Annotated in this window: 19 protein-coding genes; 14 read left to right on the top strand and 5 right to left on the bottom strand. The window is 43.1% G+C overall.

The features are described from left to right. Nucleotides 1-21 precede the first annotated feature (21 nt). Nucleotides 22-960: a TIGR01212 family radical SAM protein gene (locus tag F1644_RS18010; protein ID WP_118304349.1), complete on the bottom strand. Its 939-nt coding sequence runs from the start codon at nt 958-960 to the stop codon at nt 22-24. A gap of 267 nt (nt 961-1,227) precedes the next feature. On the opposite strand from F1644_RS18010, the gene ppdK reads away from it, so the two are divergent. Then, the gene (gene ppdK / locus F1644_RS18005) at nt 1,228-3,960 is read left to right on the top strand and encodes a pyruvate, phosphate dikinase (protein ID WP_118304350.1); all 2,733 of its coding nucleotides are present in this window, start codon (nt 1,228-1,230) and stop codon (nt 3,958-3,960) included. A 54-nt stretch (nt 3,961-4,014) separates the two neighbouring features. Here the strand turns inward: ppdK and F1644_RS18000 are convergent, their stop codons facing one another. Continuing rightward, nucleotides 4,015-7,371 (bottom strand): efflux RND transporter permease subunit, encoded by a 3,357-nt coding sequence (locus F1644_RS18000; protein ID WP_118304351.1) that lies wholly within the window; start codon nt 7,369-7,371, stop codon nt 4,015-4,017. Between the two features lie 34 nt (nt 7,372-7,405). After that, complete coding sequence (locus F1644_RS17995) at nt 7,406-7,897, bottom strand: hypothetical protein (protein ID WP_118304352.1); 492 nt, start codon at nt 7,895-7,897, stop codon at nt 7,406-7,408. Nucleotides 7,898-8,127: 230 nt separating this feature from the next. Here F1644_RS17995 and meaB point away from each other — a divergent pair, with 230 nt between their 5' ends. After that, complete coding sequence (gene meaB / locus F1644_RS17990; RefSeq protein WP_209279490.1) at nt 8,128-9,240, top strand: methylmalonyl Co-A mutase-associated GTPase MeaB; 1,113 nt, start codon at nt 8,128-8,130, stop codon at nt 9,238-9,240. Nucleotides 9,241-9,933: 693 nt separating this feature from the next. Here the strand turns inward: meaB and F1644_RS17985 are convergent. Both F1644_RS17985 and F1644_RS17980 read right to left on the bottom strand, forming a co-directional pair. Continuing rightward, entirely contained in the window at nt 9,934-10,377 is a 444-nt protein-coding gene (locus F1644_RS17985; RefSeq protein WP_118304353.1) for a type I restriction enzyme HsdR N-terminal domain-containing protein, read from the bottom strand. A gap of 4 nt (nt 10,378-10,381) precedes the next feature. Then, a complete protein-coding gene (locus tag F1644_RS17980) occupies nt 10,382-11,605 on the bottom strand; it encodes an S-adenosylmethionine:tRNA ribosyltransferase-isomerase (protein WP_168044148.1) in 1,224 nt (407 codons plus the stop codon). 143 nt (nt 11,606-11,748) lie between these two features. On the opposite strand from F1644_RS17980, the gene F1644_RS17975 reads away from it, so the two are divergent. From F1644_RS17975 to F1644_RS17920, 12 genes are all read left to right on the top strand, one after another. Continuing rightward, the gene (locus F1644_RS17975; RefSeq protein ID WP_087421311.1) at nt 11,749-12,519 is read left to right on the top strand and encodes an AMP nucleosidase; all 771 of its coding nucleotides are present in this window, start codon (nt 11,749-11,751) and stop codon (nt 12,517-12,519) included. A 37-nt stretch (nt 12,520-12,556) separates the two neighbouring features. Continuing rightward, entirely contained in the window at nt 12,557-12,994 is a 438-nt protein-coding gene (locus tag F1644_RS17970; protein WP_118304355.1) for a DUF1573 domain-containing protein, read from the top strand. Between the two features lie 12 nt (nt 12,995-13,006). Further along, nucleotides 13,007-13,327 carry a preprotein translocase subunit YajC gene (gene yajC / locus F1644_RS17965; protein WP_027202744.1) on the top strand — a complete coding sequence of 107 codons (321 nt, stop codon included), beginning with the start codon at nt 13,007-13,009 and terminating at the stop codon, nt 13,325-13,327. A gap of 95 nt (nt 13,328-13,422) precedes the next feature. Then, entirely contained in the window at nt 13,423-14,412 is a 990-nt protein-coding gene (locus F1644_RS17960; RefSeq protein WP_118304356.1) for a CdaR family protein, read from the top strand. Nucleotides 14,413-14,416: 4 nt separating this feature from the next. After that, the gene (gene coaE, locus F1644_RS17955) at nt 14,417-15,016 is read left to right on the top strand and encodes a dephospho-CoA kinase (RefSeq protein WP_118304357.1); all 600 of its coding nucleotides are present in this window, start codon (nt 14,417-14,419) and stop codon (nt 15,014-15,016) included. Between the two features lies 1 nt (nt 15,017). Continuing rightward, nucleotides 15,018-15,752 (top strand): TerB family tellurite resistance protein, encoded by a 735-nt coding sequence (locus F1644_RS17950; protein ID WP_087421054.1) that lies wholly within the window; start codon nt 15,018-15,020, stop codon nt 15,750-15,752. A gap of 108 nt (nt 15,753-15,860) precedes the next feature. Beyond that, the gene (locus F1644_RS17945) at nt 15,861-16,271 is read left to right on the top strand and encodes a DUF5606 family protein (RefSeq protein WP_087421053.1); all 411 of its coding nucleotides are present in this window, start codon (nt 15,861-15,863) and stop codon (nt 16,269-16,271) included. A 111-nt stretch (nt 16,272-16,382) separates the two neighbouring features. Beyond that, entirely contained in the window at nt 16,383-17,090 is a 708-nt protein-coding gene (locus F1644_RS17940) for a tRNA1(Val) (adenine(37)-N6)-methyltransferase (RefSeq protein ID WP_118304358.1), read from the top strand. Nucleotides 17,091-17,366: 276 nt separating this feature from the next. Beyond that, complete coding sequence (locus F1644_RS17935; RefSeq protein WP_087421051.1) at nt 17,367-18,320, top strand: ROK family protein; 954 nt, start codon at nt 17,367-17,369, stop codon at nt 18,318-18,320. A 10-nt stretch (nt 18,321-18,330) separates the two neighbouring features. Then, complete coding sequence (locus F1644_RS17930) at nt 18,331-20,541, top strand: GH92 family glycosyl hydrolase (protein WP_118304359.1); 2,211 nt, start codon at nt 18,331-18,333, stop codon at nt 20,539-20,541. A 24-nt stretch (nt 20,542-20,565) separates the two neighbouring features. After that, nucleotides 20,566-21,267, top strand: coding sequence for a 2-C-methyl-D-erythritol 4-phosphate cytidylyltransferase (gene ispD / locus F1644_RS17925; protein ID WP_118304360.1), 702 nt, complete (start codon nt 20,566-20,568; stop codon nt 21,265-21,267). 21 nt (nt 21,268-21,288) lie between these two features. Further along, nucleotides 21,289-22,716, top strand: a complete 1,428-nt coding sequence (locus tag F1644_RS17920) for a capsule assembly Wzi family protein (protein ID WP_229128357.1) — start codon at nt 21,289-21,291, stop codon at nt 22,714-22,716. The last annotated feature ends 439 nt before the right edge of the window (nt 22,717-23,155 follow it).

Here is a 23,155-nt window from a genome sequence, read left to right as displayed (position 1 = left end):
TAAACTTTTAGTTTTTAACCTTTAACTTTTATCCTTCAACCTTCCCTGCCACGTATCCAATTCCTCCAAACGTTTATCCAATTTTGCCGTGAACTCGAAATTTTTAATTCCCCATTGTGGAGCGATTAAATATTCGGGAGGTGATTGATTCACGAAACGCTCCAAATAAACATCGGGCCGGATACGTTCGATAACTTCCACGACAAAATCCAAATACTCATCCAACGTGTAAAGACGAAAGAGTGCCGGATTTTCCAAGTATTGTTCCGCCAATCGAGTCCCTTTCACGATTTGCAACTGGTGAAGTTTTAATACTTGAATTGGCAATTCACACAAACGAATAGCCCCCTCCAACATAGATTCACGACTTTCCCCCGGTAACCCGAAAATCAAATGCGCACCAATCGTTATTCCACGTCCCGCTGTTGCACGGATAGCCTGTTCTGCAACGGCAAAATCATGTCCCCGGCTTACCTGACGTAAAACAGTATCATTCACGGACTCCACCCCGTATTCCACGCAAACATAATATCGTTGAGCCAACTCTTCCAGATAATCCAGAATTTCCTTGCTCACGACATCCGGTCGCGTCCCGACCACCAATCCCGAAATCATCGGATGAGCCAAAGCCTCTTCATAACGTAACTTCAACACGTCTAATGGCGCATACGTGTTCGAATACGCCTGAAAATAAGCCAAATATCGTTGTCCCTTATACTTCCGGGCAAAGAAACGGATGCCTTCATCGATCTGTTCCGTAATTCCCCGCACCGCTCGACAATAATCGGGGTTAAAACTCTCGTTATTACAAAACGAACATCCCCCCACACCCTTACTCCCATCCCGGTTAGGACAAGTGAATCCTCCATCTATCGACAACTTTTGTACTCTTTCCTCGAAAAGAGTTTTAAAAAAAGTCGGATAGTCATTATATCGTTTTTTACCGGGTTTAAATTTCATCTGGAACAAAATATTAACAGGTCGCAAAAATAAATATTTATCTGTTTAGAATTTAACAAAGATCACTAATTTTTTATGACTACCCTCATTTTTACCGGAAAGTTACCTATTTCATACGTTTGCGTAGATTTTAACTATTTTTCCCTATTTATATATTCAAGAAAAAAAATTATCTTTGCATCCCTAAGATGAAATTTTGAGAAAAGAATGATCTATAAACAATCACTCCTGAATGTCAGGAGGTAAACGCAAAAATCTAACAGAATTATGAGTACGAAGTACGTTTACACCTTTGGTGACGGAAAAGCAGAAGGAAAAGCAGACATGAAAAACCTGCTAGGCGGTAAAGGCGCCAATCTTGCCGAAATGAATCTCATCGGAGTTCCTGTTCCTGCTGGTTTTACTATTACAACAGAAGTTTGTACCCTTTATAATCAAGAAGGAAAAGACGCTGTCGTAAAACTAATTGAGAATGACGTTAAAGCTGGCATTGCAGCTACAGAAAAGTTAATGAATGCCAAATTCGGATCAAAAGGAGAGGCCTTCCCTCTTTTAGTTTCCGTACGTTCCGGAGCCAGGGTGTCCATGCCGGGTATGATGGACACAGTGTTAAACTTGGGAATGAATGATGATGCCGTTAAAATCGTGGCCGAAAAATCAGGTAACGCCAGATTTGCATGGGATTCATATCGTCGTTTCGTACAAATGTATGGAGATGTCGTGATGGGCGTTGCAGCCGGAAAAGGCGAACACAACCCGTTCGAAGTTGAAATCGACAAATTAAAAGCAGAAAAAAATATTTCTAACGACACAGAATTCTCGGCTGAAGACCTGCAAGAACTTGTTCGTCGTTTCAAAATTGTCGTTAAAACCAAAACCGGTAAAGATTTCCCGACCTGCCCGTGGGAGCAATTATGGGGAGCCATCTGCGCCGTGTTCGATTCATGGATGACGGAGCGCGCCGTTCTGTACCGCCAGTTGAATCAAATCCCGGAAGAATGGGGAACAGCGGTGAATGTTCAAGCTATGGTTTACGGAAACATGGGTAACAATTCTGCGACCGGAGTTGCTTTCACGCGTGATGCCGCTACCGGTGAAGATATTTTCAACGGAGAGTACCTGATCAATGCGCAAGGAGAGGATGTTGTTGCCGGAATCCGTACCCCGCAGGAGATTACCATCGAGGGATCTCGCCGCTGGGCTAAAATGCAGAATATTTCAGAAGAAGAGCGTGCCGCTAAATATCCTTCACTGGAAGAATCCATGCCAGCCGCCTACGCAGAATTAAATGCCGTTCAACAAAAATTGGAAGACTATTTCCACGACATGCAAGACCTTGAATTTACCATCCAAGACGGTAAATTATGGATGTTGCAAACCCGTAACGGAAAACGTACCGGTACGGCTATGGTAAAAATGGCGGTTGACATGCTCGAACAAGGCATGATCAATGAAGAAACAGCAATTCTTCGCCTTGAAGCAGCAAAACTGGATGAATTACTTCACCCGGTATTCGACAAAGAATCACAATCCAAAGCAAAAGTATTAACCAAAGGTTTACCGGCATCCCCGGGAGCCGCTTGCGGACGTGTCGTGTTCTTTGCTGACGAGGCGGAAGAATGGAAAAACAGAGGCGAGCAAGTAGTATTAGTTCGTTTGGAAACTTCTCCCGAAGATTTACGCGGAATGAACGTTTCCGAAGGTATCCTCACCGCACGCGGGGGTATGACCTCTCACGCAGCTGTTGTTGCCCGCGGTATGGGTAAATGCTGTGTTTCCGGAGCCGGAGAAATCGTTGTTGATTACCACAAACGTACCTTTACCGTGAAAGGTGTTACCATCAATGAAGGCGACTGGATTTCTTTGAACGGTTCTACCGGAGAAGTTTACTTGGGTAAAGTAGCCACCACCGAGGCGTCACTGGACCATGACTTCAGAACTATCATGGATTTGGCCGAGAAACATACTCGCATGTACGTGAGAACCAATGCAGACACACCTCGTGATGCCAAAGTAGCACGTGATTTCGGAGCCAAGGGTGTTGGTCTTTGCCGCACGGAGCACATGTTCTTCGAAGGCGACCGTATCGACGCCATGCGTGAAATGATCCTGTCTGATACCGTTGAACAACGCCGTATCGCTTTGTCAAAAATCCTCCCGATGCAAAGAAGTGACTTCGAGGGAATCCTTGAGGCTATGGACGGATTCGGAGTTACCATCCGTTTGTTAGACCCGCCATTACATGAATTTACCCCGAACGAGCCGGAATCTCAAAAATATATGGCTGAAAAAATGGGTATTTCAGTAGAAGTTGTCAAAGAAAAAGTGGATGCGTTACACGAATTCAACCCGATGTTAGGTCACCGCGGTTGCCGTTTAGGAATCACTTACCCGGAAATCACAGAAATGCAAGCCCGTGCAATCATTGAAGCTGCTTGTAACTTGAAGCTGAAAGGCTTTAACCCGAAGCCGGAAATTATGGTTCCGTTGGTAGGTACTGTGAAAGAATTAAGACAACAAGCGAACATCATCCGTTGCACTGCTGACGTGGTATTTGCAGAAAAGGGCGTAAAAGTAGATTACATGGTAGGAACCATGATCGAAATTCCTCGTGCCGCGTTAACCGCAGACCAGATTGCAGAAGTTGCAGAATTCTTCTCTTTCGGTACGAACGACTTAACCCAGATGACTTTCGGATATTCTCGCGATGACGCTGGTAAATTCTTACCGGAATATATCAAGAAAGGTATCTTGAAAACCGATCCGTTCGCCGTATTGGATCAAGAAGGCGTGGGACAATTAGTTCAAATGGGAGCCCAAAAAGGACGTTCAGCCAACAGCAAGTTGAAACTCGGAATCTGTGGAGAACATGGTGGAGAACCCTCTTCCGTGATCTTCTGTGACAAAGTGGGCATGGACTACGTTTCATGTTCACCGTTCCGTGTACCCATCGCACGTTTGGCTGCCGCGCAGGCTGCTATCATGCACGCGAAAAAATAAAAACAGCATAGTTTATGAAAAAACCACTTGTTTTCACAAGTGGTTTTTTTATCCCTATTCAATCCGCACCCATTTCACCGCATCGGCCATCAAGACCTCATTATTTTTCAGGCCATCATCATGCAGCACTAACTTCACGTTCCCCTCTGCTAATTGAAATGTTCCGGCCGCCACCCATCCTCCGCGAGAAGTGAAAGGAGTCGTCCAAAATTCAATAGGCTCTTTACCTGCATAACGAATAACACTTTTCACCCCAGCACTCAAACCATTAATATACAATATAATACTCTCTTCCAAACCATCATGACAAAAAGTATAACGATGAAGCGGCTGCACCCAATCATTCAAAAACATTCCCATGTAAATATACATTTCATACGTTCCATTCCTAGGAATTCGAGCATTCCACTCCACGTCCGCCTGCTTTCCCCCGGCACCTTTACAATGGAACCCCCGGACAAATTCGCCATAACTATTTATATCATCATTAAAAACAGGGCTCCACGAGGTTGGACTAAAAATGTGTCTTTGATAACCTTCCCGCTTACGGGTAAAAAAGAAACTTTCTCTTTTTATAACCTTGAATCCTTCGTCCTCATCATCCACGATGATTTCATTTTCAGAAGGATAGAATAACGACGTGTCACAATCAAAACGACCTGCATCCAACCTTGACAAATTACAGGATTCCATTGCATTTTCGTATTCACCCGGTAAATTCTGAGACAAATTAGTATTTAACCGTACTCTCAGGAAATCAGAACTTGGTTGCATCAGATAATAATTCACTTCCCTGGCACAGCCTGCTTCAATCAAGTAATGTTGATCTATTATTTTCTTCCTCGCGCTCTCCCACGCCTCTAAAGAAACAATCGCATCCACTCCCGTGGGGTTCCATACTTTAAAATGTACAAATCGTTTCTCTGAATTCTCCGTCTGGATTCTTCGCGTATGAAAATTTCGTACAAGTAGCTTCGGCACGCCACGTTCATGCAACCATTGAGGGATATATTCCCTTAAATCCCAATCAAACTTTGCCTGAAATGCATCCAGAAAATAATCCAAACTCACTTCTTGAAAAGGATGTTCTTTCAAAAAGTCATCCATGAAGACCGAAAAATCCGCCCACGCCACTTGAGTCAAAATATAACGTTGAAGTTGCAATGCTTTCAAGTAAATAACACTCTCCATGCAAGAACCAGCACTATCCGCATGTAAAGCATCCCATAAACTATGATGCATAAGAAACTTCACACCTTCCCAATGATAAGATAATTTATCCGGCAAGGCCATTTCCCTCATCTCTGCCTGCCTTTGCACGATCGTCATCATCCGGTGGATAACGGGGATTTCATCGGACACGATCAACGTGCCACACGCCATCAAAAGCGGTCCTATACTATATTTATTCTTCGGCCAAGCACCAAATAAATTTTCACTCCTCCTCCGACTCCGTTCCTGTTTACGATTAAATAATACTTCTTTAACAGACAATTCCGGGACATCATGTTTTTGCACCCTACGCGCGTATTCTTCGCCTAAGATATATTTCTGAAACCATTCCGCGGACCTTTCTTCTTTGGTTTTTACTTTTTTCATCCTTCGTCGAAATTCAGAAGGGACAACACCCCTCCATTCCCTGTAAAACTGCATTTCTGGATGAACATAATCATTCTTCTCTTTCCAAGAACGCTCGAAGGCATAAAAAGAAACAGGCACTTCCACGAAAGTCAACTTATCAAACGGGTACTTTCCCCCGGGACTCATCCACTGAAGCGCGGTAAATGTACGCTTCAAACTCGATTCCAGAGCTTGTGGATAGTCCCCCCAAGCACTCCCCAACATCGATTTTTTCGTTCCATAAAACTCGAAAAGCAAAGGATTGCCCGCAAGTCGAAACGAGTCTCGATAAAACTGACCGGAAATCAAGGTAATTCCCTGTAACTTACGGCTATTAGTGAAATAGCTTGTATCTCCCGAGACCGTCAACTTACCTTGCGATACAACCGTATTGCCTTGAGCGGGCACAACCGTAAGCGTGTAATCCGTGTATTCAGAAGTGTTCACGTAAGGATTCATTAACTCAGTCACGGATTTACTCACAGGATACCATAAAGCTTCCGGGGTTAATAACGTGAAATCTTTTCCCGTGAAAACAAATCTTTTCCCGTAACAAGCGAAAAGCTCATCCTGTTCCTGCTCATCGTATCGCTCCGGAGATATATCCAAATAACAAATCCGCGGATCAATCGCTCCCGAATAAGAAAGGTCCAGCTCACACCGTTCATCCGGGTGTAGCGATTTTTCAATCACCACAATCTGCTGATTCCTCGTGAAATTCACGTTATGGCTTCCGGCTGTGACTCCTGTCACTTCCAAAGAAGGATTCAAATAAAAAATCACAGAATCCACCCGGAATAAATTACTATTTCGGACAGAAATCACGCTACGAGCTAATATCTTTTCACCACGAATATCATACTTGATTTCATGCTGCTCAATCTTTACTTTAGGATATGCATCGTACTTTTTCTGGATAGTGACCCAATCGTTCCTTGTCTCTCGCGCCACTTGATGTGGTAACCAATATAACCAACCAGTCAGGAATCCCAACAGCACGAACACCACCCCAACTACACCCAACCTTCTCGACCGTCCTGTATTATTAGGGAGACGTTTGAATCCATACACGGAAATCACGAAACATCCCACCCCAACCAACACGAACACCAACCGGTGCAACAAATAACTCCCCATAGCCGGATGTCCCACCATCGAAGAAAATATATGAGGGACCCGGGATGCCATGAAATCAAATATTCCCAAGGTTTTTGTTGAAAAGACAAAAAGGGAAAGAAACAAGAACATCACCAGTCCCGTTAAAGCAAAAAAACGGAATTTTATCCATATTTTTATCATGAAAACCAAACCGGACATGAATAACAAGGCTGGCAAAGAAACTGTCAACAAATAGAAAAGGTAAAGTCCGACATTAAATCTAAAGCTACTCGCAAATAAATGAACGAGCATACAAATAAACATGGAAATAACATTCAATACCAAAAATACGACCACCACCCCAACAAGCTTTCCTGTCAAATATTCCAAATTACTGAAATCCCGTGCCAGAAACACATCATTTGTCTTTTCAATGTTATCCCGATAAACAAAATCTCCCACAACAAAAATCACAAGAAACGACTGCATGATCCCCCAAAGATAAGCATTAGCGTATGGCATCCCGGAAGGTAAATTCACCGAGTACTCAAATACCCGCCAATCACTCTGGAGAAAGACATGAAACACGACAATCCCCAACAACATAAAGCCACACAATAATAGAAATACAAAATTACGACAAAGTAATTTTCCCTCGTAACGAGCAATCAATAAAATCTTATAACTATCCATAGAACAAAACAAAATGGAATTATTATTCGGTTATCTAACTCCCTGCAAATTGTATAACATCGCTTTTTATACAAGTCCAGTCATAAGGACAAACAAAATTTAATTTATTAAACACAAATAAGCTTCTTGACGGAGATTGATCTATTCTTATACGAACAGTCGTTTTTATCCCCGATTCCGGTTCCGGGTAAGTGATAAACACAGTTCCAATCCCTACGCAGCCATCATATCTCCCCGTTATCGTTATTGTAGCACTTCCATCCCCAACAACAACAACCTCAATCCAACCTACCCCGTATGTTGCATGATGGTGATCTCCTCTCCTAACCCAACAAACACTTTCATTACTACTTTTTGCATCAAAATCAACCGTAGAATAAATTTTACCCCCACCTCTATCTCGAAATTCAATTCCAATGGTATAAATCGGAATTACTTCCTCCTCTTGCGCACAAAGAGGAATAGCAAAACTCGTCGTTACAAATAATAACAACATTTTTTTCAAAAGAATCTGTATTTCCTTCATAAGCATAAATTTTAAGTTTCATTCCATTCTGCTTTATTCATTAATATTTACATTTTCATCTTTATAACACAAAAAATAGCCTTTCATACTATTCAAATTTCATTTTTTTTTGCATAACCCATAAAAATTTATTCCTTTTCTGGCGAGCTATCACCAAAAGAAGATATACCCCATCACTTGTAACTTCCCCACATTAACCCTATCTTTGTCGAAGATTAATTTAAAACGCTATGCAACAAAATATAGAACATCCTGAAAACGAAGCTTGTTATGAAGGACTAGCCGTCAACAAGGGTATCGAACAGCCGGATCCCGTGAACCCGGCAATCGCGGAAAGATTGAAGCATCTGAGGAAAAAGACGCTTACCGCAGACGAGTACGTGGCAGGTATTCTTCGCGGGGACATTAACATTTTAAGCCAAGCCATTACCCTTGTGGAAAGCGCCCGCATTGACCACCAAGCCATGGCACAGGAAGTGATCAACCGTTGTCTCCCGAACACGGGCAAATCCGTCCGTATCGGGATCACGGGAGTACCCGGAGCCGGGAAAAGTACTTTTATCGAGGCTTTCGGGAAATTCCTCACCGGACAAGGACATAAAATCGCCGTGCTTGCCATCGACCCGAGTAGTGAACGCTCGAAAGGGAGTATTCTTGGAGACAAAACCCGTATGGAAGAGTTAGCCTGTGATCCACACGCCTACATCCGCCCTTCCCCATCGGCTGGCTCGCTAGGTGGCGTAGCCCGCAAAACGAGAGAGGCCATGTTACTCTGCGAGGCTGCCGGATTTGACATCACCTTGATTGAAACCGTCGGGGTCGGTCAAAGTGAAACCGCCGTGCATTCCATGGTCGATTTCTTCCTGTTGGTACAAATTGCCGGAGCCGGGGATGAATTGCAAGGCATCAAGCGAGGCATCATGGAAATGGCCGACAGCATCATCATTAACAAGGCTGACGGTAACAACATCACCCGTGCCGAACTTGCTAAAGTTCAGTTGCAAAATGCTCTTCATCTCTTTCCCCCTCATGAATCAGGCGTGGAACCGAAGGTCATGACCTGCTCTGCTTACGAGAAAACCGGGATCAAGGAAATATGGGAAAACATACTGCACTATTGCAGCGAAACCCAACAAAGCAAATATTTCGACATCCGTCGCAGCGAACAAGCCAAGTACTGGATGTACGAAACCATTGACGAACAACTAAGGAATCGTTTCTACCAGAGCCAGAAAGAACAAATAAAAGAGGCTGAAGAAAAAGTGCAACATAACGAGGAAAGTTCTTTTGCCGCGGCCTTCCGCTTGTTAGACAACTATTTCAAGGAAGACACGAAACTATAATCGTAAAAATATTTCCGGCATACTTAGAACGGGAGAATATCTAAAATCATTTTTGGATACTCTCCCGTTCCGGTTTCATATAACGTGAGTGCATCTTCTTATTGGGCTTTTCATGGAAATCACCTGACTATTGGGTGATTATTGGCAGACAATTAGGCGCCATTGCCGCCTTGTCGCCGCCTAGTCGCCCGATTATTGCCGCCATTTTAACAGATGATTAGTAAAAGAAACATCGTACACATCCGCACGGGACAAACCAACAACAGGTCAACATAGAGGCAATTTCAAACTTTTATCTATTCTAAGCCCCGATAAAAGTATTGATTTATGTTAGGACATGCCAACACATATTCTAAAAATACAGTTTTAAGATAAGTACAGGCGTCAAATATTCCTTTGTAGAAGAATCATTAAACGAACGTTTAATAAAATTCATTTCTCCATGCTAACAAATATTTTTTTTAATCTTGAATTGTGATACTCAGATTCAAAAAAAAAAATATTTGTGAGATTGGCGAAATGATATTTTATTAAACGTTGGTTTAATGATACAGAAGGATCAATGTAGCCTTAAAAAATTCAGAGTCCGCCTCTATGGTTGCAAATTGTATGTGAAAGAACATGTTACATTCCCATCGGCATCGCTTAGGCGATGCCGGGGACATGTTCAATTCTTTTAAACAAAAATCCTGTTTACCCGCAAAAATTCGGAATTTCGGCTAACATTTGAAATTTTCCATCATCGGAGATCTCCCCGCAAAAATGCAAACACCCGTTCGTTATCGCGATAAAACGAGCTGCAATGGACAAATTATACTGGAATGCCTGATCGAAGACGACTTGCGACAACGCCACGGAAGGCGCTTTACACTCCACGATCAAGTAAGGGTTCGCCTGCCGGTCATAACATACCAGATCGAAACGCCTCTTCATACCGCACACTTGAATCTCTTTCTCGACAGCAATCAACTGGGCAGGATAACCTTTATTCTCGATCAGGAAATGAATGAAATGCTGCCTTACCCACTCTTCCGGGGTCAAAACGACGTACCTTTTCCGGATCATATCGAAAATCCAGATCTGCCCGTTCTGCTTTTTCACCTTGTACTCGAAAGGAGGTAAGTTCAAACTTTTCACGCGATCACTTTTTATCTTTTCTTACTTTCAACAAACTACTATCACCATAACTCAAAAAACGAAAATCATGAGCCAAGGCGTAATCATACACTTTGTGCCAATCTTCCCCGATAGCCGCCGCAACCAATAATAATAACGTACTCTGAGGCTGATGGAAATTAGTAAACATCGCCGTGATCACACGGTACGAATAGCCGGGAACAATAATAATCGTGGTCTTAGCCTTCAACAATTCGGCATCTCGTTCATCGAACCACCCCAGCAAGGCAGTCATAGACTCTTTCAACGAGTAACCGGAAGGCAAGTCGTAAGCCTCCCACTGGCCCAGAGAACTGAAATCCTCATCTCCCAAAATTCGTTTCACACCCATCCAGTAAAGGCTTTCCAGCGTACGGACGGATGTCGTTCCCACGGCAATTATATTTTCCGGGTGAGTACACAGATGCTCCACGACTTCCCGTCGAACGGAAATATGTTCCGTGTGCATATCGTGTCCCCCGATCGTCTCGCTTTTCACGGGACGGAAAGTCCCGGCCCCCACGTGCAAGGTCAGCTCCTCGATCGTTATCCCTTTTTCCCGCAAGGCTTTCAACACGGGGATGCTGAAATGCAACCCGGCCGTCGGGGCTGCCACCGATCCTTCGTTCTTGGAATACACCGTTTGATAGCGAATCTTGTCATCCTCTTCCGACTCCCGGTTCAAGTATGGCGGGATCGGGATTCGTCCGCAACACTCCAGCACGTCACTGAAACTGGCCGGAGCATCCCAGGTAAATTCCACGATAACATCATTCTCTTCTCGAAGTTTCCGTGTCGCAGCCAACTGATACTCTTTCCCCTCAAACCGGTAATGACAAAAAATCGTTCCCTCTTTCCATTTCTTCAGATTTCCGATCATACATTTCCACTCGCACTTCCCGTAAGCGGCAAAGCTCTGCACGTAGTCCGAAGGCTGGTAGGGTTCCAAACAGAAAACCTCGATCACGGCTCCCGTGACCTTCTGAAAAAGAATCCGGGCATAGATCACCTTCGTGTTGTTAAACACCAACATCTTCCCGGCATCAAGAATTTCCGGTACCTCGTAAAAATGCCTCTCGTCAATCCTACCCTCATCATAAATCAACAACTTCGACGCCTCCCGATTTTCCAGTGGAAACTTGGCAATCCGTTCGTCGGGCAAATCATACGTGTAATCCTCAATCCTAATTTCTTTTAGCTTTTCTACCATTTCACGAGAATTTTCGATTGCTATTTTTTTTGTCATTCGGCAATAATATCTTACTTTTAAGGCTGCAAAAGTAATGATAAATAACGAAAAAAAAGGAAATGGGATACTCCATTCTCAAATTTCCCAACCGACATATTATGAGCATGAAAACAAAAAAAGATATAGTGGAGGATTGGCTGCCCCGGTACACGGGACGGGCCTTGGAAGATTTTTCAAAACACATCATCCTGACCAACTTTGATTACTACCTGGACTTGTTCGCTGAAAAATACAATGCTCCTATCATCGGCGAGAATAAAAACATGCCCAACGTTTCGCACGACGGGATCACCATGATTAACTTCGGAATGGGTAGCGCCAACGCCGCCACCGTCCTGGACTTGCTTTCCGCCATAGAACCGGAAGCCGTGCTATTTATCGGGAAATGCGGGGGACTGAAAGCCAAACACCACGAGGGGGACTACATCCTTCCCATTGCCGCCATTAAAGGCGAGGGTACATCCAACGACTACATGCCGAAAGAAGTCCCTTCCCTACCTTCTTTCAGCGTTCAGAAAGCCTGTTCAAAAATAATCACGAATCATGACAGGCAATATTACACGGGAGTGGTGTACACCACCAACCGACGAGTATGGGAATTCGACGAGAATTTCAAAGAATACTTGATAAAAACACGGGCGCTGGCCGTGGATATGGAAACCGCCACGATTTTCACCGTCGGGTTCGCCAATCGTATACCGACGGGAGCCTTATTGCTAATATCAGACAGGCCCATGATTTCCGACGGCATAAAAACGTCTGAATCAGACAAAATCGTCACGCAAAATTTCGTCCGGCAACATCTCGATATAGGCATTGAAACCATGCAATACATCAAGGATAAAAATTATTCTATGAGGCATCTTATTTTTTAAATATTATGTCGTATTTTCGTTGTCAAATTAATTACATATGCTGAAGGGACTACTTTACATCTTTTTAGGGATCATGCTCGCCTGCTCATGTGACAGCAAAAGTAAAAAACAAAACGAACAGGAAGTAAATACCTCGACCAGCGTGAATGATTCTAACACGATTGCCAAAATTGAATTCCCGCAAAAATCATTCAACTTTGGCGACCTGCAAGAAGGAGAAATCGTCACGCACACGTTCCGTTTCAAAAACACGGGGACCAAAAGTCTTGTTATTCTAAACGTGGAGGCCAGTTGTGGCTGCACTACCCCCAAGTATGACAAAAAACCGATCCCGCCGGGAGGAGAAGGAAAAATCGAGGTTGAATTTAACTCTTCGGGCAGATATGGTAAACAATACAAAGTAATTAATATCTTTGCAAACGTTCCGGAAAAAGTGATTGAACTAAAAATAATCGCAAATATCAAGAATAAATAAAAAAGTAAATTTATGAACACAATTTTCATGTTAACATTACAACAAACTGCTACACAAGGTAACGCTTTCATGCAATTCTTACCCCTTATTCTTATTGTCGTTGTATTCTGGTTCTTCATGATCAGACCCCAGATGAAAAGACAAAAAGAATTGAAAAAATACCGGGATGAATTGAAGAAAGGCGACAAAGTCATGACAACCGGGGGAATCTTCGGAAAAATTGTCGAGATCAACGACTTTACCGTTATCATTGAGGTAGAAAGTCAAGCCAGATTAAAAGTAAGCAAGGAAGCCATCGTGAAAGACATGACGGACGTTCCGGCTAGCAAATAGTTTATAAAGTTCATAAGGTTCATAAAGTTCACAAGGTAACAAGACGAACTTTATGAACCTTAAAAACTTTACAAACATTATAAACTTTTCGTTATATGCGTGGTCTTATCGGTAAAATATTCAGTTATTTCGGTGCATCCCATGAATTACACATCAAACGTAATGTAGTCACTTACGGGATATGCGTTATCATCGCAACTGTGCTATGGTTTTTAAACGCGTTGAATAAAGAATATACCACGGAAATCACCTACCCGATAAAATACACGGATTTCCCTAAAGGGAAACTACTCGTTTCCGAACCACCCAAAGAGATGACGTTGGCCATAAAGGCTCACGGTTTCGCCTTACTGCGTTACAGCATCAGCACCTCTTTTCTACCGATCGTGCTTAACGTGAACTCATTACTGGACAAAAAAGACCAGTTGGAATACACGGTGAACACGTCAGAGATAAAAGATCGCATCAGTTCACAATTGAACACGGACATCCAGCTAATCTCCATTAAACCGGAAAGTATCACATTTCAGTTCTCCCGGTTCGAAAGTAAAAGAGTTCCGGTAATTCCCCGGGTCGATTACACATTAAAACGGCAGTACATGCTGAAAAACGATATTTCTGTTACCCCCGATTACGTGGACATCAGTGGACCAGCCTCCATTCTTGACACGCTAAAAGCGGTGTACACGGAACCGATCTCTTTAAAAAACCTCTCGAAAGACGTGACCAAAACGGTATCGTTTGAGGAAATCTACGGAACCCAGATCAATGAAAATGACGCGAAAGTCAAGGTCGAAGTGGAACGATTCACGGAATCTAAAAAAACAGTACCCCTCGTCGTTAAAAATCTCCCGGACTCACTTTTGATCCGCCTGTTCCCTCACTCCATTGACGTGACGTTTGACGTGGGATTAAGCCGCTATGAAGTAGTTTCCGACACCAGTTTCTCTTTCTACGTGGATTACAACCAAATCAAGAACAACCCGGCATCCTTGAAAATCCAGATCGAGCGATCTCCCCGTCACATAAAAGACTTGGTATTCACCCCGGAAACCGTCGAGTATCTTATCGAAAAGAAAAAATAATTCCATGTTAAAAATTGGTTTGACAGGAGGCATCGGAAGTGGAAAATCCACGATAGCCAAAATTATCAAGACATTGGGGTACCCCGTGTATATTAGTGACTCCAAGGCATCCGAGCTAATCAACCGGGATGAAGAAATCAAGAGACATTTAACCGAGCTATTTGGCAAAGACATTTACCAGCCCGACGGGAACCTGGATAAAAAACGGTTGGCAACAATCATATTCAATGATAAGGAAGCGATCAAGAAAGTAAATGGCATTGTTCATCCTGCCGTAACACGGGATTTCATGACGTGGTGTTCGGCACAACGACGCCCGTTTCTGTTCTTCGAATCGGCCATTCTGTTCGAAGCAAAACTCGAACACCTTTTTGATTACATTATTCTAATCTCGACAGACTTGGAAACCCGCGTGGAACGGGTGATCTCAAGAGACGCTACCACCCGGGAGAAAGTGATTGAACGTATCAACAATCAAATGCCCGATGAAATAAAACAATCGAAATCGAATTTCGTAATTTACAACAATAATGATGACAAGGTAATAAAACAAATCCTTTCCATCATTCATCAATTAAACAATATTCATTCAAAACAAGCATAATATGGCAAAATACGGAAAATGGATAGGAGCAGGTTTAGGTTTTGTCATGGGAGGTCCCATCGGAGCCCTGTTCGGTTATTTCATCGGTTCCACATTCGACACGGCAACAATTGTAACATCTGGCCCGGCGAACGATCCGGGTACCCGCCCCACGGGAAGAGGTGACTTTTTGCTGAGCCTTGTCGTCTTGGCAACGGCCTTGATGAAAGCCGACGGAAAAGTGACCCGCAACGAACTGGACTACGTGAAAAAATTTTTCCGGGATAATTTCGGGCTGGAAGGAGAGCGAGAGGCCTTGACGATTATCAAAGACCTATTGAACAAAGACATCGAGGTGGATCAAGTTTGTACCCAGATCCGCATGAACATGAACGTCTATTCCCGTACACAATTATTATATTTCCTGTTCGGACTGGCCAAAGCCGACGGAACGGTATGTAAACACGAAATTTCCCTGCTGGATAAAATAGCTAATTTACTGGGAATTGATTCAACCACATACCAGTCAATCAAAGCCATGTACTATGACGATTTGGATTCTGCTTATAGCATTCTAGGCATCAGTTCCTCCGCTACCGACGAGGAAGTGAAAAAAGCTTACCGGAAAATGGCTATCGAAAACCACCCGGACAAAGTCGGATACATGGGAGAAGATATTCGTAAGGCTGCCGAGAAAAAATTCATGGCCATCAACGAGGCTTACGAGAAAATCAAAAAACAACGGGGCATCAATTAGTCGGGTAGAGTGGATTGAAATTAAAAAAATAAATATTTCATTGCTTTTACTTTTAAACATTGATTCGTACTTTTGCCCACCAATAACAAAACACAAAAAGAAAGCAATATGTTGAAAGAAATTTTATCCATATCAGGAAAACCCGGGTTATTCAAATTAATCAATAACACCGCAAACGCCTTGATTGTAGAATCATTACTTGACGGGAAACGCTTTCCTGCATATTCTAATGCTAAAATTATCGCCCTCGAAGATATTTCAATTTACACGGAAGATGAAGACATGCCTCTGAAAACCGTGTTCAAACGTATGTATGAAAAAGAAGAGGGTAAACCGGCTATTAATCACAAAGAATCATCCGCCGTTATCACGAATTATATAGAATCTGTCATCCCGGAATATGATGCGGATCGCGTTTACGTTTCAGACATGCGGAAAATGATCCAATGGTATAACTTATTATTAGACAAGAACCTTCTGAACTTCGACGAACCGGAAGAAGAAAAGAAAGAAGAATAAGTTTATAAAGTCCATAAAGTTTGTAAGGTTTATAAAGTTATATCTCTACCAACATAGTGAGACTTTATAAACCTTATAAACTTTCAAACTTTACAAACCCATTATCCCGTCATGGCAAACGACTATTTTCAATTCAAACAATTCACCATTCGGCAAGAAAGATGTGCCATGAAAGTCGGCACGGATGGTGTCCTTTTGGGAGCGTGGACTGATGTAACCCATGCACGACGTTTGCTTGATATCGGTACGGGAACCGGACTTATAGCCATCATGGCAGCACAACGCAATCCCGAATTAATTATTGATGCTATTGAAATTGATCCGGCAGCTTTTGAACAGGCACGGGAGAACGCAAACAGTACATCGTGGCGGGAACGTATCCATCTTTTTCAAGGTGAAGTACAAGCATTTGCTCCCCCGTATAAATACGACATCATTGTTTGTAACCCACCTTTCTTTATCAATTCTACTAAAAACCCGGAACTCAATCGCACGTTAGCCCGGCATTGCGAAACATTATCACACGAGGATCTTCTCCAAGTTAGCGACAATTTACTCTTACCGGAAGGCAAACTTTGTGTCATACTACCTGTTAACGAAGCCAAACATTTTATAGAATTAACCCAGGGGAAAAAATGGTTTGTTAACAAATTATCAACAGTTTACCCCACTCCCGACAAGGCTCCAAAACGTCAACTCATCGAACTCTCGAAAGTAAAAAAACACTTCGTAGAAGATTCAATAACTCTTGAAATAGAGAGACATATACTTCACGAGAGTTACGCAAACCTCACCAAAGATTTTTACTTGAAACTCTGATTCCCGAAGGTTTATCCCGTTCCACATCTTCATCAGGATTTAAATCTCCTTACAGAAAAGATTAACGATCTATTAACTATCGAATATAGGAATACCCCCTATCTTTGTAATGTAGAAAACAGATAGAAGACACAGTTTTTTTTCATAAGTTTGTATGTTTAGGTTAGTAGTTAGTAATTAAATAAGAGATCGCCCCATCGGTCTCTTATTTTTTTTTATTACTTTTAACCACGCATTAGGTTGCAATTATTTTTGTTGTCAAATTTATATATTATTATGCAAACAACTGTCTCACTAGGTATTGATATTGGAGGAACCAATATCGCATTCGGCATCATTGATAAAAGCGGTAACTGTCTGGCAAATGGCTCATTACCCACAACTGCATATAACACGCCACAAGATTTTGTTCAGGACCTGTACAAAACAGTGAAGAAAGAACTGGACAACTTAGACGTACAACTTGTTGGAATCGGGGTTGGCGCTCCCAACGGGAACTACTTCAACGGAACCATCGAAAACGCAGCAAACTTATCCTGGAAAGGGACCATCCCGATGGTAGAACTTCTGACCAAACAATTTGGCGTACCCGCTTTTATCACGAATGACGCGAAAGCAGCCGCTATCGGTGAAATGGTGTACGGCGGGGCAAAAGGGATGAAAGACTTCGTCGTGATCACGCTGGGAACAGGCTTGGGAAGTGGCATCGTGATAAACGGGAAATTAGTGTACGGGCATGACGGGCTGGCAGGTGAAGTAGGCCACACACTAGTTTGTGGTGGGGATAGATACTGCAATTGCGGACGTCGGGGGTGCTTGGAAACATACGCCTCTGCCACCGGAATAAAGCGCACCGCCTGCGAATTACTCGCCTTGGAAAATACGCCTAGCGCATTAAGAGATATTCCTTACACGGAAATCACGGCCAAAAAAGTATATGACGCGGCACAAAAAGGAGACCCGATCGCCTTGGAAGCCTTCCGGATCACGGGCGAGCAACTGGGTAAAGCCTTGGCTAACCTAGTAGCCATTATCAGCCCGGAAGCGATATTCCTTCAAGGAGGGGTTGCCAACGCGGGCGAATGGCTTTTCAAAACCACACAGGAACAAATGGAAGCCAATATGCTATATATATTTAAACAAAAAATCAAAATACTTCGTTCGTCTCTTCCCACGAATGCCGCCATTTATGGAGCATCCGCACTTGTATGGACTGAATTAAACAATTAGACTAAACACCATGAGAACACGACTCCTTCTACTCCTGCTTTGTTTTATCGGCCTTTTGACATCTTGCCAAAGAGAAAAAGAAACTCGAGTAACGGATTTTGTTGATCCATTCATCGGCACTGCCGGTCAGGGACATTGTTTCCCGGGGGCGACCGTCCCGTTTGGTGGTATCCAACTTAGTCCGGATAATCCAAGAAGTGGCTGGGAGTGGTGTTCCGGTTATCATTACAGCGATAGTATTATATCCTCGTTTTCCCATTCGCACTTGAGCGGAACAGGTATCGGGGACTTACAGGACATTCGCCTGTTGCCTGTCACGACCCGCCCGCAAGCAGGAGAAAAAGCAATTGATTTCATCACGAAAGGATATGCCAAATTCTCTCATGCCAATGAAACGGCTGAACCGGGATATTATAGCGTGACCTTCGACAACGGGATTAAAACCGAGTTAACGGTAACCTCTCGTTGCGGGATGCACTCCTATCAATACCCGACCAACTCGGTTTACGGATTAACTCTCGACCTGACAACCGCACGTAACTGGGACCGGACCGTGATGACCTCAATCAAGAAAATCAATAACCGGACCATACAAGGGTACCGGAAGTCAACCGGATGGGCAAAAGAACATAACGTTTACTTTTTCATGGAATTCTCCCAAGATGTAGATGTCTGGGCTGGAAATGACACGCTGAAATTATTAAAGAACGGGCAGAAACTGGTTTCCAATCAAGGATACGCATTCATCGATTTCGGAACAACCACCAATAAGGTCCTCGTGAAAGTAAGCCTTTCCTCCGCAAACTGCGAGGGGGCCGCCGCAAACCTAGACAAAGAACTTTCTCATTGGAGTTTTGACAAAGTGAAACGGGAGGCAAAACAACGATGGAAACGAACATTATCCAAGATTAAAGCGGAAGGTGCCAGCAAAGAAGAAATGAGAGTTTTTTACACGGCATTGTACCATGCCTACCTGGCTCCCTATCTTTTCTCTGACGCACACGGGAATTACAAAGGACCGGATGGAGAAATTCATAGTGTGGGTAAAGCAAATCAATACACCGTATTTTCATTGTGGGACACCTTCCGTGCCGCTCATCCCCTATTCACGATCACCCAGAAGAACAGGGTAAATGACATGATAAAATCATTCATTCGCCATTACGAGGCTCACGGCTTGCTCCCGAACTGGGAACTGATGGGCAACGAGAGTCATTGCATGATCGGGAATCACGCCATCCCCATCATCACGGAGGCTTACTTGAAAGGCATTCGGGATTTCGATGTTGAAAAAGCCTACGAGGCCATGAAAGAAACGTCTCTATCCCAAGGGAATGGACTGAGACTATTCAGAACTTATAACTATATTCCCTGTGACCTCGAAAAAGAATCTGTTTCCAAAACCCTCGAATACGCCTATGATGACTGGTGTATGGCTCAAATGGCCAAAGCTTTGAATAAAGAAGATGACTACCTCTATTTCATGGAAGCCTCTAAGAACTATAAAAACGTGTTCGATTCCTCTACCGGGTTCATGCGGGCAAAGCTTTCCGACGGGAAGTGGAAAACGCCTTTTTCCCCCTTCGCCTCGGCCCACAGGGATGATGATTACACCGAAGGAAATGCGTGGCAATATTCGTGGTTTGTACCACATGACGTGGAGGGACTTATAGCGTTACACGGGGGAAAAGCCGCTTTCGCCAACAAACTGGACAGTTTGTTCACCCTACCCTCAACCATCGAGGGGGACAATGTTTCTCCCGACATTAGCGGGTTGATCGGGCAGTACGCCCAAGGGAACGAACCCTCTCACCACGTGGCTTACCTGTTCAATTACACGGATACGCCCAACAAAACACAATATTACGTGGATAAAATCAGACGGGAACTCTACACGGATCGTCCCGACGGACTTTGTGGCAATGAAGATTGCGGGCAAATGTCTGCATGGTATGTTTTCTCTGCCATGGGTTTCTATCCCGTGAACCCTAGTGACGGTAAATATCAACTGGGAACACCCATGTTTAAGAAAGTAACCATCAAGCTGGGACAAGACCGTAAATTTGTCATTAAAGCAAACCGGGAAAATGATCAGTATATCTATGTGAAGGAAGTCTTGCTAAATGGAGACGAACTCAATCGTACTTGGATTACTCATGACGAGATCATGAACGGCGGAGAATTGGAATTCGTGTTAACATCTGAAATTCCTCAAAAATAAAAGGTTAAAAACAGGATCAAGAGAATGAAAAATATCGGAGTAATTCTAGCCGGAGGTTCCGGACGAAGGCTAGGAAGCGAGTTACCCAAACAATTCATCGTAATTGCCGGGAAAACCGTATTGGCACACACGCTTCACACATTCGAAAAACATGAACGCATTGATGAAATTATCATTGTCGTACACAGAGATTACATCAAGGAAACGGAAGAAATTGTTCGCCTTGAAGGATTTCAAAAAGTGAAACACATTGTCCCGGGGGGCAAAGAACGCTATCACTCTACTCTCGCCGCCTTAAACGTGTATAAAGAAGAGAAATGTAATTTAATCATCCATGATGCTGTTCGCCTGCTAGTCACGTCGCAAATCATAGATAGTGTCATTGAAACACTCGAAAACCACAAAGCCTGCACCACGGCAATACCTTCAACCGACACGATATTACAAAGCGATACCTCTCGCCAATTCGTGAACAACATCCCGGATCGCTCCACACTCTTTCAGGTTCAGACCCCTCAGGGATTTCATTCTGACATCTTAACAGCAGCCTATAACAAGGCGCTGACGGACCCCGAATTTTTCAGCACGGACGATTGTGGGGTTGTTAAACGATATATGCCGGAGATTCACATTAAAATAACCAAAGGTTTACCATTTAATATTAAATTAACTTACAAAGAAGATATTTCTATCATAGAAAAGTTACTTTTGTCCCAGCAAAAATAACGACGTGCGTAAAACAGCGAAATGAAAAAAACAGCATTATCCATCTTGATGTCCCTACTATTTTTTTACTCGCAGGGACAAGAACGAAGTGTTGACTACAAAACTTCACTTACAGGATTCGTGGCATACCAGAATACATTACCCTTTTGGGCAATAAACAACAAACATGGTTTAATTCCCAACGGAAACGGGGCCTTACTGGAAGTAGGTCTTTTCTCGGATTTCACGGATCGCCATAAAATTCAATTCGCTTATGGAGTATCTGCCGCAGGATTTTTATCCCGTCCGGACAACAACGTTATTTTAGACCAGCTTTACGCGAGCGCACGCTGGCGGAATCTTCGCCTAGACCTCGGAATGATTCATCCCAAGGAAGAATATAACGGTATTTCCTCTACGAACGGAAATTTCATCCGTTCCGGAAACTCCCGAACTTTCCCGGGATATAATTTGAATAGTGAATACATGAAAGTTCCCTGTACCAAAGGAGTTTTATCTATTAAATTCAACTGGGCAGACTACATGATGATTGACGATCGTTACGTGGAAGACACCCGTTTACACAACAAATCAGCTTTCTTAAAAATAAAGCCTCATCAACGCTGGGAAATCATTGTCGGCCTTGAACATTGGGCTCAATGGGCAGGAACCTCTCCCGATAGAGGCAAACAACCTTCATCATTCAAGGATTATATCCGAATCATTTGTGCCAAAGAAGGAGGAACCGGGGCCAGTGTAAGCGATTCGATCAATGCGTTAGGAAATCACCTGGGAAGGGAACATTTGACCATTAATTATTTGGCAGACAACTATATTTTATCTTTCTACCACGACATCCCTTTTGAAGATGGTTCGGGTACGGATTTTCGCTCTTTCCCGGATGGAACTTATTGTTTTTATTATGGTTCCAAGAAAAAGGATCAATGGATCACGGACGTTATTTATGAATTCTATTACACGAAATACCAATCCGGCTCCCGGCATGACCGTCCCGCCACCCCGGAAGAAATGGAGAAACAAGACCCGAACAGTCACTTCTATGGCCGAAAAATACTTGGCGGATGCGACAACTATTTCAACAATGGCGAATACAGAAGTGGATGGACTTTATACGAGAGAGTTATCGGTAGCCCGTTCATGACGCCCGGTCTTTCCGGGGGTATCACCCGAATCATTAACAACCGAGTTATAGCCCACCACATCGGGATGAAAGGTATGGCGTGGCAAACCACTCCCTATAAACTCATGCTTTCCTATTCCAGGAACTACGGTATTTACGGAAGTCCCATGAAAAAGAATCAATTCTCCGGAGCATTGGAAGTAACATTGCCATTCAAAAACTTACCGTTTGCCGTGGAAACAGGTATCTACGGCGATTTAGGAGATCTGTTTAAAGATAATTTCGGATTCACGATTAAACTTAGTCGCAAGGGTAAACTTATTAAATAATACAAGTTCGACACAAGTAATTGTTTTTCCTTCGCCCCATTTTAGGGTATTAAACTCACGTTATAATCCCGTTTGGAGGGAAGTTTCCCTTTTGTCCCTTCGATCTCACATTTTTATCCCGCATACTCAACCTCGCTAGCGAGTGATTTGAGTATGCGATGATTTGTCCCAGTAAAGTGAGCATTCTGATAAAATTTCCATCTGATGGAATTATTATCCTATATCTAAATTGTTATAATAGACTTATCCCCTACATTAACAACTACTATTTTAATTTAATATTTCATTATTATAATAGGGGCGGAATAGAGGAGGAATGGGAGCGGAATGGGAGCGGCTCACCATATGATGCCAACATCATAACATCTCAACAACAATATTTCACATTAATTCAAACCTATTTTTTATTGAAAATTTCTAAACCTGTAAATGTAGAAAC

The organism is Butyricimonas paravirosa (assembly GCF_032878955.1).
GTDB lineage: Bacteria > Bacteroidota > Bacteroidia > Bacteroidales > Marinifilaceae > Butyricimonas > Butyricimonas paravirosa.
This window is presented reverse-complemented; position numbering and strand designations above follow the sequence as displayed.